This is a genomic window from Rhodococcus triatomae, from assembly GCF_014217785.1.
Taxonomy (GTDB): Bacteria; Actinomycetota; Actinomycetes; order Mycobacteriales; family Mycobacteriaceae; genus Rhodococcus_F; species Rhodococcus_F triatomae.
The window spans coordinates 3540589-3557274 of record NZ_CP048814.1 but is presented as its reverse complement, the minus strand read 5'-3'; the positions used below and the strand labels follow the sequence as shown (position 1 = coordinate 3557274).

Here is a 16686-nt window from a genome sequence, read left to right as displayed (position 1 = left end):
ATCGGTTCCACCGAAGTGGAAGATTCTCCCTCACCCTCACGGCTGCACTCTCGCCGAGCTGATGACGTCCTCGCAATCGGCCCGCAACTGTGGCCACTCCCCCTCGAGGTGCTGGCAGCCGATGCTCAACTGCACCTGCCCGTCGAGGAAGACCATCCACTGCACTTCGGAACCGTCACCAGGATGTTCACGGTACGACATCCCGGCGCGATTGCCACGCAGAGCCTCGGGGTCGAACTCCGCGAACTTCCCGTCGCCGTCGCTGGCCACCTTCTCGGCCAGTTCCGCAGCTACGGATCCGGCATCCGCATCCGGTAGCAATTCGTTGCGGACCACCACGATTCGACGACCGGTCGCTCCTTCCGGGGCGAGCTCGAACCGCGACATCGAGGCCTGCGCAGATCTACGCGAGGAGCGCTCGATCCACCCCGCCGGCACGTCCAACCGGACGTCGCCGACCACCAGTTCGGACGGCACGGGGACATCGGGTACCACGGTGGGCTCGGGCGGAACACCGGTGTCGGACGGAGCCCCGGAGCCGGGCGGGGTGCCGGTTTCCGTCGGCGTGGGCTCGGCGACGAGCACGTCCGAGGTCGACCCACGGTCGTGGCCCACCCAGGCGAGCACTCCACCGGCCACGAGGGCGATCGCCACCGCCGTACCGACCGCGACGGACAGCAGGGTCCGCCGGGGCCGCGGCGCGTCGGAGTCGACGGAGCGGCGGATCCAGTCGGTGCGCGTGATCTGAGGGGCCACGGTGTCGGCCCCTCCGGCGGGCACGTCCGACCCGGCCAGACCCCGCACGATGTCGTGCGCCGGCACCAGTCGAATCGACGACGGACCGATTGCCGCACCGAGCGCGTCGAGCGACGCGACGTCGCCGTCACCCAGATTCCCGACCACCAACACACCGTCGACTCTGCGGCCCCGACCGACGGCCTCGACCGTCGAGGCGATCGCGGTCGCGACCGAACCGTCACCGAGCAGGTCGCTCCCACCCGTGTTCGGATCCAGTTCCACGTCGAGCACCCGGTAGGACCGTTCGACTGCCGCGACGTAGCTCACGACCGTCGTCGTCGGCGAGAGTTCGACCACGATCCAGGCCGACCGCATCCGGCCGGCCGGTGCGGAGCCCGAGACCGCATTCGCGGCTGCCACGGCGACCGGCACGGTGGTCGCCCGACCACAGACCGGGCGCGCGGCCTCCTGCAGGCGACCGACCCGCACCGCACCCCAGTGGCTGGGGTGGCTGACCGACACGCCCTCGTGATGCCCCGGAACGGCTACCTGACGCACCGCATGGTCGACGACCGCGGTGAGCGCATCCACCGTCGGCACAGGGCGGCTTCCGGCCAGGACCAACTCGTCGTCGACGAAGTCGAGCGGGACGGTGCCGTCGGCGCCCTGCGTCGACTCGTTCGCCACCCGGAGCCCGCCACCCGCCGTCTCCTGGACGGCGGCGCTCCCGGACCAGCGTCGCTCCCCGTGCGCACTCCACGCGCCCCCCTCGGTGAGGTGTATCGCAACCATGAGCTATCCCTGCGGCATCGCTACTTGGATCAACCCGGCACCCGACCGCGTCACCAGCGTGCCCCGCCCGGCAGGCATCGCGCTGGCCCGGACCGTACCGAGGAGATTGCCTTCGTCCTTGCTACCGCTCATGATCAGCCCCGGTGAGACGAGATCGCGCATCCGCGCGATGACCGGCTCGTACAGCGCGCGCGCCGCGCCACCGGACCGTCGGGCGATCACGAGATGGAAGCCGATGTCCTTCGCGTGGGGCAGGTACTCCACGATCTGCGCGACCGGGTTGCCGCTGGAGGTGACCACGAGGTCGTAATCGTCGATGATGACGAAGATCTCGGGACCCGACCACCAGGAACGGTCCCGGAGCTGTTGCTGGCTGATGTCCGCACCCGGCATCCGGTTCTTGAGGACGTGAGCGAGGTCCGCCATGTTCTTGGTGAACAGTTCCGAGGACGGCGCGTACGCGGCGAGGTGCTCCGACTCCACGAGCCCGAGCATCGTGCGACGGTAGTCGCCCATGATGAACTTCGCCTGCTGACCGGTGTTCGAGGCCAGCACCCCCTCGACGATCGTGCGCAGCAGACTGGTCTTGCCGCACTCGCTGTCGCCGAACACCAGGAAGTGCGGGTGCTCGGCGAAATCGAGGAAGACCGGAGCGAGATTGGCTTCGTCGAGCCCCACCGGGACCCGCATGCAGGGCCGACTCCGGTCGACGTACGACGGCCAGTCGCCCGCGCTGCGTACCAGTTCGTCGTGCGTGATGAACTCCGGGAGCATCCGGACCGCGCGGGCCGGACGCCCGTAGGTCGCGGCCGAGATCTCCGAGACCGCGTGCGCCACACCCGCACCGAGGTCGGTCGGGTCCGAGCTGCCGTCGACCCGGGGCAGCCCGATGAGCAGGTGCAGGCTGTCGCGGGTCATGCCGCGGCCCGGGCGCCCCTCGGGGACGAGCGCGGCGACCTTGCGTCCGAGATCCGAGTCGGACGGATCCCCCAGGCGCAGCTCGATCCGGGTGCCCAACTGATCCTTGAGCGCGGGCCGCACCTCGCCCCAGCGCGAGGCCGAGATGACGACGTGCACGCCGTAGGACAGGCCCTGCGCGGCAAGATTGTTGATCTGCTGCTCGAGCGACTCGAAGTCCTGACGAATACTGGCGAACCCGTCGATGACCAGGAACACGTCGCCGAACGGATCGTCCGCCGCACCCTGGGCCGCGCCACCGGCACTCGCACCCGCCGCACGCAGTCGACGGAACTCGGCCATGGATTCGATTCCGAGCTCGCGGAACCGCTCCTCGCGCTCCCGCACGATGGTCGTCATCTCCGCCACGGTGCGGCGGACCCGGTCGACGTCGAGCCGGTTGGCGACCGACCCCACATGCGGGAGATTGCTCAGACCCGCCAGCGTGCCGCCGCCGAAGTCGAGACAGTAGATCTGCACCTGCTCGGCCGAATGGGTCAGCGCCAGAGACATGATCAGCGTGCGCAGTGCGGTCGACTTACCCGACTGGGGACCACCCACGACGGCCATGTTTCCGGCACCGCCGGAGAGGTCGACGTGCATGAGATCGCGTCGCTGGTCGTACGGCCGATCGACGATACCGACCGGGACGCGCAGTGAGCTGAGTGCGGCGACCGGTTCGGTGAGCGCGGAGCGCGGCAGCATCCGGTCCAGGGACGGGGCTTCCTCGAGCGGTGGCAGCCACACCTCGTGGGCCGAATTTCCGTGCCCCTGAATCCGTTCCACGACGATGTCGATCGTCGTGCGGGTCTCGGTCTCGTCCCGGACGACCACCTCGACCGGCTCGTGCACCTCGGGCACGGCGTCGAGCGCCACCGGCGCAGCGGTGAACAGCTTCGGCAGGATCTCCACCTGGTCCTCTGCCCCGGCGCCGATGTGCCGCTCGATGGCCGCGCCTTCGTAGACACCGGACACGTAGGACGCCTGGAAACGGACGATCTCGGCGGAATCGCACTTGAGGTAGCCGGCACCGGGCAGCGCCGGAAGGTGATACGCGTCGGGGACCCCGAGCACGGTGCGTGACTCGTTGGCGGAGAAGGTCTTCAAGCCGATCCGGTAGGACAGGTGGCTGTCGAGACCGCGGAGCTTGCCCTCCTCGAGACGCTGGCTGGCGAGCAGCAGATGGATGTGGAGTGACCGTCCCAGACGGCCGATGGCGACGAAGAGATCGGCGAACTCCGGCTGCTGGCTGAGGAGTTCGGAGAACTCGTCGACGACGATGAACAATGCCGGGAGCGGATCGAGGTCGGCACCGGCCTGGCGGGCCTTCTCGTAGTCGGTGACGTTCGCGAAGTTGCCCGACGAGCGGAGCAGTTCCTGCCGACGGTTCATCTCGCCGGCCAGCGCGTCCTTCATCCGGTCGACCATGGCCAGTTCCTCGGCCAGGTTCGTGATGACCGCCGCGACGTGCGGGGCCTCCTCGAGACCGAGGAAGGTTGCGCCACCCTTGAAGTCGACGAGCACGAGGTTGAGCGCATCGGGAGAATGAGTCGCGACGAGACCGAGCACCAGCGTGCGCAGGAACTCGGATTTGCCCGATCCGGTCGCGCCGATGCACAGGCCGTGTGGCCCCATGCCGTTCTCGGCGGACTCCTTCAAGTCGATCTCCACGGGCGTCCCGTCGACTCCGAGGCCGATCGGGATCCGCAGCCGGTCCCGCCCCACGCGCGGTAGCCATGCATGCTCGGGGTTGAGCCGGGTGACCTCACCGATCCCGATCATCTGTCCCCACGTCTGGACCGGCGCATCCTCGTCGACCGTGTCCGCGGTGGCCTGCGACGGCAACCGGTACGGCGCGAGACGCCGGGACAGGGTTTCGGCGCGGTGAGCGCTCATCTGGTCGGCGCGGGCGAACATCTCGACTCCGGTGCCGCTGCGGGCGCCGATCGAGGTGTCCTCGACGACCAGTTGCAGACCACGCGTCGCGGTCAGCCGGGGGCAGAATCCGCTGATGTCGAGCACGGTCACCGATTCGACTCCGCCGTCGGTGACGAGGCCCGATTCGCCTTCGAGGATGCCGCCGTCGACGACGATGACGAGCTGTGGAACACCCGCCGCGGCAGGTGCGTTCCGGGAGAACCGGCTGCGCATCGACAACAGCGGCCCGAGGGCCGACTCGAGTTCGATGATCGACCCGTAGATCATCCTGGACGTGCCGATACCGTCGACGGCCTCGGGGTGCTGGGTGTGCGGAAGCCATTTGGCCCAGTCCCACTCGGACTCGGTGTCCGGGCCGCACACGACGGCGACCAGGAACGTGTCCGGGCCCTGGAACGTGCACAGCTGCATGAGCATGGACCGCACCATCGACCGGGCTTCCCGACGGTCACCCTCGACGGCGATCGCCGCGAACCCACGCAGCGACACCGCGGTGGGCAGGTCCTGCACGACGGAGTGGGCGCGGACGAACCGGCGCAGCGACACCGCGGCCACCGGTTCGAGTTCTTCGACCGGGCCGGTCTCCGGAGCGATCAGCCGGGTGGCCAGGCGCTGGCTGCCCCGCCCGACCCGGACATGGCAGTAGTCCGGATCGGTGACCCGTCGCTCCCACATCCGCGTCGTCCCCGCGAGTGTCCACAGCAGACCGGGCTCGGGGTGGCTCCACTCCAACGACTTGCGTTGCTGGTCCGCGGTCTCCCCCACATCGCGCCGCAGCTGGTCGAGATAACGCAGGTAGTCCTTGCGGTCCTCGTTGGCCTCGGACGCCTTCGGTCCGCGTTGCCCGCCGCCGGCGAGCATGCCCAACATCGAGACCATCATCATGACCGGGAAGAGCATCGCCATCGGGCTGCGCATGCCCGACGTGAACATCAGGGCCATCATGCCGATCATCGCCACCACCATGACCAGCGGCAGGAGCTTCATCAGGAGGTTGCCGGGCACCAACCGCGGAATCTCGGGTGGGGCCTGCAGGCTCACCTCGCCGCCCGGAATCCGCGGGACCTCGCGGCGTGCCTTGCGCACGAAGCGAACGGTGCTCAACTACCCCGACCCCCCAAGTTGCTCGACCCCCGACTACTCGCCACTGCTGTCTTACTCGCCCCTGCGTCCGGCCCCGGGCGGCTTCCCCCCGTTCGGCCCCGGCGCCGTCGGTGTCACAGATTAGCCGATGTCGAAGAATACGGCATCGCTGGATCTTCCGTCGACGCCTGCCGTGGTGCCGGCCCCCGGCGGTGGCGTGGTGCCGGTCCCCGGCGGTGGCGTGGTGCCGGCCCCCGGCGGTGGCGTAAGGTGCCCCTGATCGAAGTGCACGTTCCCGGAAGAACACGGTGATCGTGCCGCGTCCGCCCGGCGCCGGTGGGGTTCTCGAGCGTCGCAGAGTTGGGGGAAGAACAAGTTGACCATCGCTCATGACGAATCGCGCCGTGCGAGCCCGTCCGTCCGGTCGAGCGCAGCAGCCGAACTGTGCCGGCTGACGGTTCTCGCCGAACGCACCCAGGTCGATCTGGCCGTGCCGAACGGGGTCCCGCTCGCGATCCTCATACCGGGCATCGTCGATACGATCCGCAATCATCGCAGTGCCAACGATTTCGACGACGCCGTCGAGCAGTACGAGCCGAGCGAGTGGGTACTCGCCAAGATCGGCCAGTCCCCCCTCTCCTCCACCTTGTCGCTGCACGAACACGGGATCCGGGACGGCGATCTCCTGGTCCTCGAGAGTGTCGACGACACGGCGCCCCCGCCACTGTTCGACGACATCATGTACAGCGTCGCCAACGCGGACGCGGAGAGCGACCGGGAGTGGTCGCCGGCGGCGGCGCGCATCGTCGGCTCGGTGGCCGCGATCGCGTTGATTCTGGTCGGCTGCTTCTCGGTGCTGTGGGCGGACGCCGGTTCCGGCGGGTACGTGGCACCGAGCCTGGCCCTGACGCTGTCGCTCCTCTTCCTCGTCGCGGGAGCCGTCACCAGTCGCGTCTACCACGACGCCGCCAGTTCACTGGTGCTCAGCGGATCCGCGATGCCCCTGGCTTTCACGGCCGGCGTGCTGTTCGTCCCCGGTGCGGTCGGGGCACCGCACCTGCTCATCGCCTCGTCCCTCACCGCCGCGGCAGCGGTGCTCGCCCTGCGGGTCGGCGGGGTCGGCCTCACCGTCTTCACCTCCGTGTCGACGACCGGGCTCTTCGTCGCCGTCGCCGCCCTGGTCGGAACCCTGACGGACGTCGACTTCCACGGGATCGCGGCCGTCCTCGTCGCCGCGGCCCTGATCCTGTTGTCCCAGTCCGCTCGACTGTCGATCCTGCTCGGGAAGCTCCCGCTCCCGCCGGTGCCCGCCCCCGGAACCTCGGTGGATCCTGCCGAGGACGACCCGGACGACCGCCGCACGATGCCGCCCTTCGAGGTTCTCGCCCAGCGCTCGGCGCGCGCCCGTAGCTATCTGACCGGTCTCGTGGCCGCCTCGACGGTCCTCACGGTGGGCGGCGCGATCGTCGCCGCACTTCCGGACGAGGACGGCGCCGTGTTCTGGCCGGGAACCGTCCTGGCGATTGCCGCCGCCGTGCTCCTGATGTTCCGAGGGCGGACGTACTCGAGTGTCGCCCAGGCCATTCCACTGGTCGCCGGTGGCGTGCTGCTGCTCGTGCTGTTGCTGTCCGCCGCGGCCCACACGGTCCCCGACCTCGCGCTCGCGTTGTTCGTCGTCGCCGTCGTCCTGGCAGTCGCGGCGCTGGTCCTCGGCATCATCTTCCCGAAGCAGAGCTTCTCCCCGGTCATGCGACGAGCCGGGGAGATCCTCGAACTCGCCGTCATCGCGTCGGTCATCCCGCTGGTGTGCTGGGTGACCGATCTGTACTCGACGATGCGCGGGCTGTGAGGCGCGCGCCGATCCGGCTCGTCCTCGTCGCCACCGTCGCGGCGCTGACCGCGACATTGGGACAGGGGCCTGCCGGCGCCGTGGAACCCGACCCCATCGTGCCCAACCTGGTCCCGCCGCCTCCGCCGAACCCGGCGGAGCAGCGCAAGCACTGCACCCGAGCCGCGGGCACGGGCGACAGTCCCACCGCGATCCGGGCCCTCGAGGACATGAACTTCCGTTCGGTCTGGCCGTTCACGCGGGGTGCCGGACAGACGGTGGCGGTCATCGACACCGGGGTGAATCCGCACCCTCGACTCCCCGACCTCGTCCCGGGCGGCGACTTCGTGGACCTCGGCGGCAACGGTCTCACCGACTGCGACGCGCACGGCACCCTCGTCGCCGGGCTCATCGCGGGGCGGGACGCGCCGGGCTCGGGATTCGCCGGGGGCGCGCCGGATTCACGGATCATCTCGATCCGGCAGTCGAGCGGCGCGTACAGCCCGAAGGGGTCCCAGGACGCGGTCGACAATGCCGGCAACACGGTCGGTGGGTACGGCGACGTCACGACGATGGCCGCCGCGATCCGCAAGGCCGCGGACATGGGTGCCACGGTCATCAACATCTCCGAAGTCGCCTGCCGCAGTGCGGCTCAGGGAATCGGAGACGCGGACCGGTTCGTCGGGTCCGCGGTCCAGTACGCCGTCGACGTCAAGGACGCCGTCGTGGTCGCCGCAGCCGGGAATGTCGGAGAGGGCAGCATCTGCCAGCAGCAGAATCCGCACACGAACCCGGTCGATCCGGCCGCCAGCCCCTGGGACCGCGTCTACACGATCGCCACACCTGCGTGGTACGACGACTACGTGCTCACGGTCGGTGCCGTCGACTCGAGCGGTGCCGCCGCAGGTTTCACCCTGGCAGGGCCGTGGGTGGACGTTGCGGCGCCCGGCGACGGCCTGGTGTCGCTCGATCCCGATTCCCCCGGGCTCACGAACACCACGTACGACTTCCACGGCAATGCGAGGCCGGTGTCGGGGACCAGTTTCGCCGCGCCGCTCGTGGCGGCGACGGCCGCCCTCGTCCGGGCACACCGGCCGGAGCTGAACGCCCGAGAAGTGATGGACCGGATCAAGGCGACGGCTCACGGAGCCGGCGAGGCACGCAGTCCACTCGTCGGCTACGGCATCGTCAACCCGCTGGCCGCCGTCACCGCGGACATCCCCCCTGCCGCACTGAGTGTCGAGCACCACCGTTCGGTGGCGGTCGACGCGCTCCCCGCTCCCGAGGAGCCGGATCTGCGGCCACGTAACACCGCGCTCGCCGGGGTGGGAATACTCGCCGCGGTGTTCACGCTCGGCGTGCTGGCATCGTTCCCGTTGCGGCGCTGGCGACGCGGGGCCCCCGACGGGGAGTGAGCGCCGAGAGCCGAATCACCTCGTAGCGAGTGCCTTACGGCCGCGAAGTCACCCTGTGGACGCTCACTTCAGTGAGATTCCCGCCGGATCCGGCGCAGGAGCGACACCGTCGTGCGCGATGAGCGCGGATTCCCGATCGAGTTGGGGCCCCGGGGCGAGGAGACCCAGAATCTGCCAGGGAGCCAGCGCGGGTACTCCGTCGAGCCCGAGGGCCTTCGCGGAATCCGCCTCGTGCGTGGCGTCGGCGATCCCGAAGCGCACACCGGTGTCGGCGACGTAGAAGCGGCTGTCCCGCCGTGTGCTACCGGCTTCGATGCCGGTGGACTGGACGAATCCGGCGCGACCCGGCTGTACGTACACGTGGTCCGCGTTGTCGCCCGAGCCGTCTGCCTGTGCCAGTTTGACCGTTCGGGCGTCGGGGGAGATCGGCAGACTTCGGCCCGCGAAGAGCGACAGTTCGGAGCCCTGCGGGTTCTCCGCGGTGGATCCTTCGAGCATCGACCAGGTCAGGCAGGAGACGAGCTTGTCCTGGGTGCCGATCACCTCGGGAGAATCGCGAGGGAAGGTGTCCACGGCGATGGGGCTCCGCGTGCTGGCGACGCCGCCGATGGCCGCCGGATTGACGCTGTCGACCTCGGTGGCGTCCGACGTCGGGTTCGAGTACATGATCAGCCGTGCGACGGCCCCGCTGATCTCCTGGATCCCGTCCTGCAACAGGACGTAGTGGGTCCAACTGTCGTCGTCCTGCCCCTTCACGCGGACCACGGAACCCACCGGCTTCCCGCCGAGGTCGTAGTCCGTGGCGCTCCCGGCGTGCGGGATGTACGGGGCCCGGATCTCGGCGACCTCGGGCACCGCGTTGAGAAGGCCGCGACTCACCGGCCGGGGGGCGATGCCCTCCAGTTCCAGGGCGCGCGTGACGCGAGGGTTGGACATGTCGATCCTGGCGCGCTTGCCGTCGTAGACCAGATACGACTCGTCCCTGGTGCCGACGAGAAGGGCTTGACCACCGTCCAATCGGGCACCGCCTTCGCCGATCACCCGGTCCCCCACGAGAACCGAGGTCGTCACCGAACGATTGCCGTCTCCGGACACGGTGTCGCACACCGACCAGGCCGCCTGCTCCCCGTTCGCGAGTGTCTGCGGGGCTCCGGGGATCCCGACGAGAGAAGCCCGGGGACGGTCGGCGATCTCCGACTCCTTGACGGTGACCGGATCGTCCGCCTTACCGAGGATCAGCCGAGCGGACGCGAGGTTGAGCACGGGCCGGAAGGTGTCCTCGTAGGCGACGTACATCGCGCCGGAGTCCTTGCCGACCACGATGGTGGCGTTACCGATCTTGTCCTGCGGCCGGAAGATGGCGAGAGCACCGCACGCGGCCAGACCGAGCGACGCGACGACGATCCCGACCACCAGGGCGCGCGACTGGGACTTCATCGGGTCGTGCAGCATTCGCACGTCGCGTCGCACCAACGCATGCTCCATGCGCCGCACCAGAAAGCGATAGCCGTTGACCTGCCACCGCGTGGTCGGTGTAGACGCCATGATCCTCCCCCTTGTTACACAACGCTCGCGGGGACACAGTACAGTTCCCCACGAAGTCACCGCTGCTCGCGGGTATCCGTCGGCAGGGTTCAGGCAGTTGGGGGAGGCGCTGTGGGCCGTTCACGAGGAGTAAGCCGGGTATTCGGGGGCCCGGCTCCGACCAGTCGCATCCCCACGTCTCGGCTCGTGGTCGCACAGCTCGTGGGCGTCGCGCTCGGCCTCCTCGCGGCGCTGAGCGGTGCCCCGGTGTGGGCGGCGGTGCTGGTCTCCGTGGCGGTCGCCGCGATCACGCTCGTCTGTGTCGGGGGTTGGCCACTCCTCGACTGGGTGCGGACGTACTGGCGATACCTGCGCAAGCCCGAGTACGCGCCGCCGCACATCGTGAACTTCCAGTCCCCCACCGGCCAGTCCGTGGGCCTGAGCTGGAGCGGCAACGGCGTGGTCGCCGTCGTCGAGGTGCTGCCGCCACCGGGAAGCCTCACCCAGATCCGCAAGGAAGGTTTCCGGTCCACTCACGAGTTGCCCACCGACGCGCTCGCCGCCTGCCTCGAGCAGCACGACATCGGTCTCAGCGGCATCGACATCGTCAGCCACGGCTACCGCGCCGCGACGGGCAGCCCGGCCACCGAGGTCTACGACCGCCTCATCGGTCCACTGCCCGCCACGGCCACCCGGATGGTGTGGTTGGCGTTGCGTCTCGAGCACGACGAGAACCTCGATGCCATCAGCCGCCGCGGCGGCGGCGAGGACGGCGCCTCGCGAGCGGCGAGCATCGCGGCCACCCGGGTCGTGCGCGCGCTCGCCGACGAGGGGTGCCGCGCCCGCATCCTCACGGCCCCGGAAATCCAGTCTGCGGCACTGCACATCAGCCGGGGCGTGGATCCGTTGACGGTCGGCGAGACCTGGAATCACGCGCCGCTTCCCGGCGTCTGCAACACCGGCTACTCCATCGACCCCCGGCATCTCACCAAGGAACTGTTGTCGGGTCTGTGGGTTCCGTCGAGCCTGGGCACGACGATCACGATCCGGGTGCGGCCGGGAAGCCTGCCCGGCCACGTCCAGGTCGGTGCCGCATGCCGAATGACCACGCGCACCATGCCTGCACCACCGAAGACTCCCGGTCTGGTGTCCATGCGCGGACGCCACCGCGATGCGCTCCTGGCGAACCTGCCGATCGCGGTTCCGGACCTCGACGACGTGATGCCGGCGGCGGATGTTCCGGTCTCACAACTGCGTGATCTGGGTCTGGTTCCGGCCGGATGCGGTCAGCTCATCGGATCCGACGACTACGGCTACGGCATCGCCGCCCGCGTCGCGGGCCCCGGAGTCGGCATGGTCTATGTGGCCGGTGAGTTGTACCTGGCGCAACAACTGGTCTTCCGTGCCATCGCCACCGGTGCACGGGTACTGATCCACACCGACCGCCCCGAGGCGTGGACGTCGCTCATCGACTCCATTGCCACCCCCGACCGTCTCCGGGTCGCCGGCGAACATCCCCAGACCGAGAACCGTTTCAACACCGTGGTTTTCGACGGGGTGAGCGCTCTTCCGCCACGTGCCGGTGTCACCGCGATCTATCTGTTCGCCGACCCGAGCCAGTGGCCGGCCACCGAACCCGATCTCTCCATCGTGCAACCGGATGCGATCGGCGACCGGATCACACTGTCCACCGGGGGCACCAGCATCTCCCTGATGCTGGTCACGATCTCCTCGGAAACGGCGTTCATCGGGCATCCGCGCTCCCCGGACGAGTTCTACCCGGAGCCCTATCAGGAGCCGTACCAGGACGAATACCGGTTCCAGGGTGAGTATCAGCAACACGACGAGTACCAGCGACACGAGTACCAGGGCCAGTATCACGGACAAGCCTGACCACAGCGCGAAAGTCTACGCCGACCGGAGATACCTGATGCCCACCAACCGTTTCCGAAGGCTCCCGGCAGGACTCGCGCTCCGTGCGGGGACGGCAGTGGGCGCCGATGGTGTCCGCGCTCCGTGACCAGGGGGCGTGCACCCTGGTGTTCCAGGGTGGAGTGATCGACGGACGTCGTCGCCCGCTCCGGCGGCACCTTCGTGGCCAACTACTACCTCGAGCTGCTCGACGGCCACGCCGATGTCGGGAAGGCCGTGTTCCTCGCCCCCGAGGCTCGCGGCTGTGACGGAGCCGGATTCCTCGCGCAGTACGGCCTGCGGGATCTCCCCGTCACCCCGGTCGACGTCCTCGAGGCGCTCCCGTTCCTGGTGCCGGTCCTCACGGCACTGTCTCCGGAGCTGAGATCGGCACTACAGCCGACTCCACCGTCCGAGGTCTATCGAGCCTTGACGACCGGACCGATCACCCAGCCCGGGGTGCGGTACTCCGTGATGTCGTCGACGAGCCGGGAGTGACGAACGTGTTCTACGAGACCGTCTTCCCCGACGCCCCTGTCATCGACCACTCGACACCGCAATCGAGCGCACCAGCCGTGCAGTGGGCCCTGGATCGGTTGTGCGGGTAGTCGCGGTCAGCCGGGGTACGGTTCCGATCCGCGGACAGCCGACGCCCACCAGTGCAGTTGGGCGAGAAGCCGAGGGGCAGAATCCTGCGCGACGGAATCGGAGGTCTGTCCGTGCGCGTCGAATGCCTTGCGAACCCGCGCGAAACTCACCGTCTGCCGCACGGACACCATGTGCAGTTCGGCCACCACCTGGCGGAGTTGCTCGGTCGCACGCAGACCGCCCGCGACTCCCCCGTACGAGACGAATCCGATCGGCTTGGCACGCCACTCGTACTTCAGACTGTCGAATGCGGTCTTCAGCGATGCCGGATAGCCGTGGTTGTACTCGGGGGTGACGACGACGAATGCGTCGGCGGCAGCAACACGTTCACGGAACTGTGCGGGGACGGCCGTCTCGTCGAGGTTCACGGGTAGCTCGACGTCGAGTAGATCGAGGGTGGCGACGTCGAACGTCGCATGCGCCCGCGCCTGCTCGGCGAACCAGTGCGCGACCACGGGCGCGATACGTCCCGACCTGGTCGATCCCACGATGATCTCGAGACGCAACGGACGGTTCTCCATGACGCCATCGTAGGGCGACTACCGCGCGATTCCCCGGGTGACGAGTGCCGCGAGTTCCCGATAGGCCTGTGCATCGTCGAATCCGGTGGCGCGCGCGACGTCCCGTTGCTGGATACGCACCATCGTGGAGGCCACCACATCCGCCACGAACTCCGCGGACACCGAACGGAATTCACCCGCGCCGACGCCCTCGGCGATCAGGGTGCGGACCCGCTCGGCCGCGATCGCCGTATTCTGCTCGTAGACCCCGCGAGCACCGGGCATCCGCGCCAGATCCTCCATGAACCGGGCCGAGGCAGGTGCGAGCTGGTCCCCCACCGCCTCCAGATACGCGGTCACCCGGTCGCCGGCCCCGGAATCGACGCGGGCGAGCGCCTCCTCGACCTCGTCCGCCGCCCGGCGGAAGAAGTGCACGGTGGCCGCCCGGACCAAGTCGTCCTTGCTCTCCGCGAGCGTGTACAGGGTCGATTTCGAGCAACGCAGACGCGCGGCCACATCGTCCAGCGTCAGGTGTGCGAATCCCTCGTCGAGGAACAACCCGACCAACTGGTCGAACAGTTCCGCTCGGCGTGCAGCCCGCTTCCCCACCACCCTTGTCATACCTGAAACCGTACTGCAGTATCGTTACCAGTACTACTCGTACCCGTCTCAGGAGTGTCCTCCGTGCCCGTACAACGCATGCTTCCCACCGAAGAGGCCCACGACCTCGTCGAGCTCACCCGTGACATCGCCGACAAGGTCCTCGCACCACAGGTGGACGAGTGCGAGAAGACCGAGACCTACCCGGAGGACGTCTTCCCCGCCCTGGGCCGGGCGGGGCTGCTGAGCCTGCCGTACCCGGAGGAGTACGGCGGGGGCGGCCAGCCGTACGAGGTCTATCTGCAGGTGCTCGAGGAGATCGCGGCCCGGTGGACGGCCGTCGCCGTCGCGGTGAGCGTGCACAGCCTCTCGTGCTTCCCGCTGTTCACCTACGGCACGGACGAGCAGAAGCAGAAATGGCTACCGGGCATGCTCGGCGGAGAGACCATCGGCGCCTACAGCCTGTCCGAGCCCCAGGCCGGTTCCGACGCGGCAGCCCTGACGTGCCGCGCGACCGAGGTGGACGGTGGCTACCGCATCGACGGGTCGAAAGCATGGATCACCCACGGTGGCCGCGCCGACTTCTACACGCTGTTCGCGCGGACCGGCGAGGGGTCGCGCGGGGTCTCGTGCTTCCTCGTCGACAAGGACACGGCCGGTCTCACCTTCGGCAAGCCGGAGGAGAAGATGGGGCTGCGCGCGGTCCCGACGACGTCCGCACACTACGACGGCGCCTTCGTCCCCGCAGAGCGCCTCCTGGGCGGTCCGGGACAGGGCCTGCCCATCGCGTTCAGCGCTCTCGACTCGGGACGCCTCGGGATCGCCGCCGTCGCCGTGGGCCTCGCGCAGCGCGCGCTGGACGACGCTGTCGCCTACGCGAAGGAGCGAAAGGCGTTCGGCAAAGCCATCATCGACCATCAGGGCCTCGGTTTCGTGCTCGCCGACATGGCCGCGGCCGTGGACTCGGCCCGGGCCACCTATCTCGACGCGGCGCGCCGCCGCGACGCGGGCCTTCCCTACTCGCGGCAAGCGTCGGCCGCCAAACTCGTCGCGACCGATGCCGCGATGAAGGTCACCACCGACGCCGTCCAGGTGTTCGGCGGATACGGCTACACCCAGGACTTCCCGGTCGAGCGGTACATGCGAGAAGCCAAGATCACCCAGATCTTCGAGGGCACCAACCAGATTCAACGACTCGTCATCGCGCGGCACCTGGCGGGTTAGGCGCCGTCCGCAGTCGGGTCTGTCGTACCCGGCACCGGATCAGCAGCAGCCGCCACCGGGAGGGGCCGTCCTCACGTCGCGTGTGACCGCGTTGCGCGCGGCCAGCTCCTCCGGCGACGGGTAGTCGACGCCGACCAGTGCCAGTCCGTGCGCGGGCGCGACGAGTATCGAGCTCGACCGCTTCGTCTCACCGAGCAGTTCGTCGATCCACTCGACGCGGCGGCGCCCCTCCCCCACGGCGAGGACCGCGCCCACGAGGCTACGCACCATGGACCAGCAGAAGGCATCGGCGCTGACCTGCGCGGTGAGAACGTCGCCCTCGCGACTCCACTCGTAGCGTTGCAGGTCACGCACCGTGGTCGCGCCTTCCCGACGCTTGCAGAACGCCGCGAAGTCGTGCAGACCGATCAGCCTCGCCGACGCCGCGCGCATACGCTCGATGTCGAGAACCTTCGGCACCGAGACGGTGTCACGCACACGCAACGGCTCGGCACCGAACGGTGCCGTGGTGATGCGGTACTCGTAATGGCGCCGCAGGGCGGAGAACCGGGCATCGAAATGCTCCGGTGCGACGGCCACCGCCAGAACCCGAACATCCTTCGGGAGGAAGCGTGCCAGCCGCCGCACCAGTCGCCCGGGGTCCTCGGGAACGACGCCCGCGGGCACATCGACGTGCGCCACCTGGGCGCGGGCGTGCACGCCCGCGTCGGTCCGGCCCGCGACCGTCAACTGCAACGGGGTGCGAAGGACCGCGCCGAGCTTCTCCTCGATCTCGCCGCACACCGTGCGCAGGCCGGTCTGGCGGGCCCATCCGGAGAAGTCGGTGCCGTCGTATGCGATGTCGAGCCGCAACCGAACGAGCCCGCCACCCTCGTGGGCGGCGGGCTCGTTCGATTCGACGTGTGCCGTGGGCTGTGCCGAAGACAAGGGAGGACTTAGTCCTTCTTGTCCTCTTCGGCGACATCGGTGGCGTCGGCCGCGGTGGCGGTCTCGTCCTCGATGCCCTCGACGACGGCGTCCGCGTTCGCGACCTCGGCGTCGGTGGCCTCGGCCTCGACGGCCTCGACCACGTTCTCCTCGGCGGGAGCCGCGGCAGCCGGTGCGTCCTGCGATGCCTTCACGCGACGAGCGCGATCGGCCTCGGAGGTGACCGTCTTCTCCTTGACGAGCTCGATGATCGCCATCGGAGCGTTGTCACCCTTGCGAGGAACGGTCTTGACGATGCGGGTGTATCCGCCGTCACGATCGGCGTAGAACGGGCCGATCTCCGCGAACAGGGTGTGCACGACATCCTTGTTGCGGATGACCTTGAGGACCTCGCGACGGTTCGCCAGGGTGCCACCCTTGGCGTGCGTCACGAGCTTCTCGGCGTACGGACGCAGGGCCTTGGCCTTGGCCTCCGTGGTGGTGATGCGACCGTGCTCGAAGAGCGCGGTGGCCAGATTGGCGAAGATCGCCTTCTGGTGCGAAGCCGACCCGCCGAAGCGGGCACCCTTCTTGGGCTTGGGCATGATGTTCTCCTAGTAAA

Annotated in this window: 12 protein-coding genes; 5 read left to right on the top strand and 7 right to left on the bottom strand. The window is 68.9% G+C overall.

What is annotated here, in order from left to right:
* Positions 1-36 precede the first annotated feature (36 nt).
* Entirely contained in the window at positions 37-1530 is a 1494-nt protein-coding gene (locus G4H71_RS16920) for a type VII secretion-associated protein (RefSeq protein ID WP_072739817.1), read from the bottom strand.
* 3 nt (positions 1531-1533) lie between these two features.
* The gene (gene eccCa / locus G4H71_RS16915; protein ID WP_072739816.1) at positions 1534-5529 is read right to left on the bottom strand and encodes a type VII secretion protein EccCa; all 3996 of its coding nucleotides are present in this window, start codon (positions 5527-5529) and stop codon (positions 1534-1536) included.
* Between the two features lie 355 nt (positions 5530-5884).
* On the opposite strand from eccCa, the gene eccD reads away from it, so the two are divergent.
* Both eccD and mycP read left to right on the top strand, forming a co-directional pair.
* Positions 5885-7357 carry a type VII secretion integral membrane protein EccD gene (eccD, locus tag G4H71_RS16910; RefSeq protein WP_072739815.1) on the top strand — a complete coding sequence of 491 codons (1473 nt, stop codon included), beginning with the start codon at positions 5885-5887 and terminating at the stop codon, positions 7355-7357.
* Entirely contained in the window at positions 7354-8751 is a 1398-nt protein-coding gene (mycP, locus tag G4H71_RS16905; RefSeq protein WP_072739814.1) for a type VII secretion-associated serine protease mycosin, read from the top strand. Before eccD ends, mycP begins: the two co-directional genes overlap by 4 nt.
* Before the next feature lie 63 nt (positions 8752-8814).
* Here mycP and eccB read toward each other — a convergent pair whose 3' ends face one another.
* The gene (gene eccB / locus G4H71_RS16900) at positions 8815-10296 is read right to left on the bottom strand and encodes a type VII secretion protein EccB (RefSeq protein WP_072739813.1); all 1482 of its coding nucleotides are present in this window, start codon (positions 10294-10296) and stop codon (positions 8815-8817) included.
* Between the two features lie 168 nt (positions 10297-10464).
* Between eccB and eccE the strand changes: the two genes are divergently transcribed.
* Both eccE and G4H71_RS16890 read left to right on the top strand, forming a co-directional pair.
* A complete protein-coding gene (gene eccE, locus G4H71_RS16895) occupies positions 10465-12168 on the top strand; it encodes a type VII secretion protein EccE (RefSeq protein WP_371842899.1) in 1704 nt (567 codons plus the stop codon).
* A gap of 201 nt (positions 12169-12369) precedes the next feature.
* A complete protein-coding gene (locus G4H71_RS16890) occupies positions 12370-12684 on the top strand; it encodes a hypothetical protein (RefSeq protein ID WP_072739812.1) in 315 nt (104 codons plus the stop codon).
* A 116-nt stretch (positions 12685-12800) separates the two neighbouring features.
* On the opposite strand, the gene G4H71_RS16885 is transcribed toward G4H71_RS16890, so the two are convergent.
* Together G4H71_RS16885 and G4H71_RS16880 are read right to left on the bottom strand one after the other, a co-directional pair.
* Positions 12801-13355 carry an NADPH-dependent FMN reductase gene (locus tag G4H71_RS16885; RefSeq protein ID WP_072739811.1) on the bottom strand — a complete coding sequence of 185 codons (555 nt, stop codon included), beginning with the start codon at positions 13353-13355 and terminating at the stop codon, positions 12801-12803.
* A gap of 18 nt (positions 13356-13373) precedes the next feature.
* Positions 13374-13955 (bottom strand): TetR/AcrR family transcriptional regulator, encoded by a 582-nt coding sequence (locus G4H71_RS16880; RefSeq protein WP_072739810.1) that lies wholly within the window; start codon positions 13953-13955, stop codon positions 13374-13376.
* Between the two features lie 63 nt (positions 13956-14018).
* On the opposite strand from G4H71_RS16880, the gene G4H71_RS16875 reads away from it, so the two are divergent.
* The gene (locus tag G4H71_RS16875; protein WP_072739843.1) at positions 14019-15158 is read left to right on the top strand and encodes an acyl-CoA dehydrogenase family protein; all 1140 of its coding nucleotides are present in this window, start codon (positions 14019-14021) and stop codon (positions 15156-15158) included.
* A gap of 39 nt (positions 15159-15197) precedes the next feature.
* On the opposite strand, the gene truA is transcribed toward G4H71_RS16875, so the two are convergent.
* The gene (truA, locus tag G4H71_RS16870) at positions 15198-16010 is read right to left on the bottom strand and encodes a tRNA pseudouridine(38-40) synthase TruA (protein WP_072739842.1); all 813 of its coding nucleotides are present in this window, start codon (positions 16008-16010) and stop codon (positions 15198-15200) included.
* 83 nt (positions 16011-16093) lie between these two features.
* The gene (gene rplQ, locus G4H71_RS16865) at positions 16094-16669 is read right to left on the bottom strand and encodes a 50S ribosomal protein L17 (protein ID WP_072739809.1); all 576 of its coding nucleotides are present in this window, start codon (positions 16667-16669) and stop codon (positions 16094-16096) included.
* Between the last annotated feature and the right edge of the window lie 17 nt (positions 16670-16686).

Coding starts and splice junctions, on each gene's coding strand:
- G4H71_RS16880 (WP_072739810.1), bottom strand. CDS start 13,955: ATGACAAGGGTGGTGGGGAAGCGGGCTGCACGCCGAGCGGAACTGTTC.
- eccB (WP_072739813.1), bottom strand. CDS start 10,296: ATGGCGTCTACACCGACCACGCGGTGGCAGGTCAACGGCTATCGCTTT.
- G4H71_RS16885 (WP_072739811.1), bottom strand. CDS start 13,355: ATGGAGAACCGTCCGTTGCGTCTCGAGATCATCGTGGGATCGACCAGG.
- rplQ (WP_072739809.1), bottom strand. CDS start 16,669: ATGCCCAAGCCCAAGAAGGGTGCCCGCTTCGGCGGGTCGGCTTCGCAC.
- G4H71_RS16920 (WP_072739817.1), bottom strand. CDS start 1,530: ATGGTTGCGATACACCTCACCGAGGGGGGCGCGTGGAGTGCGCACGGG.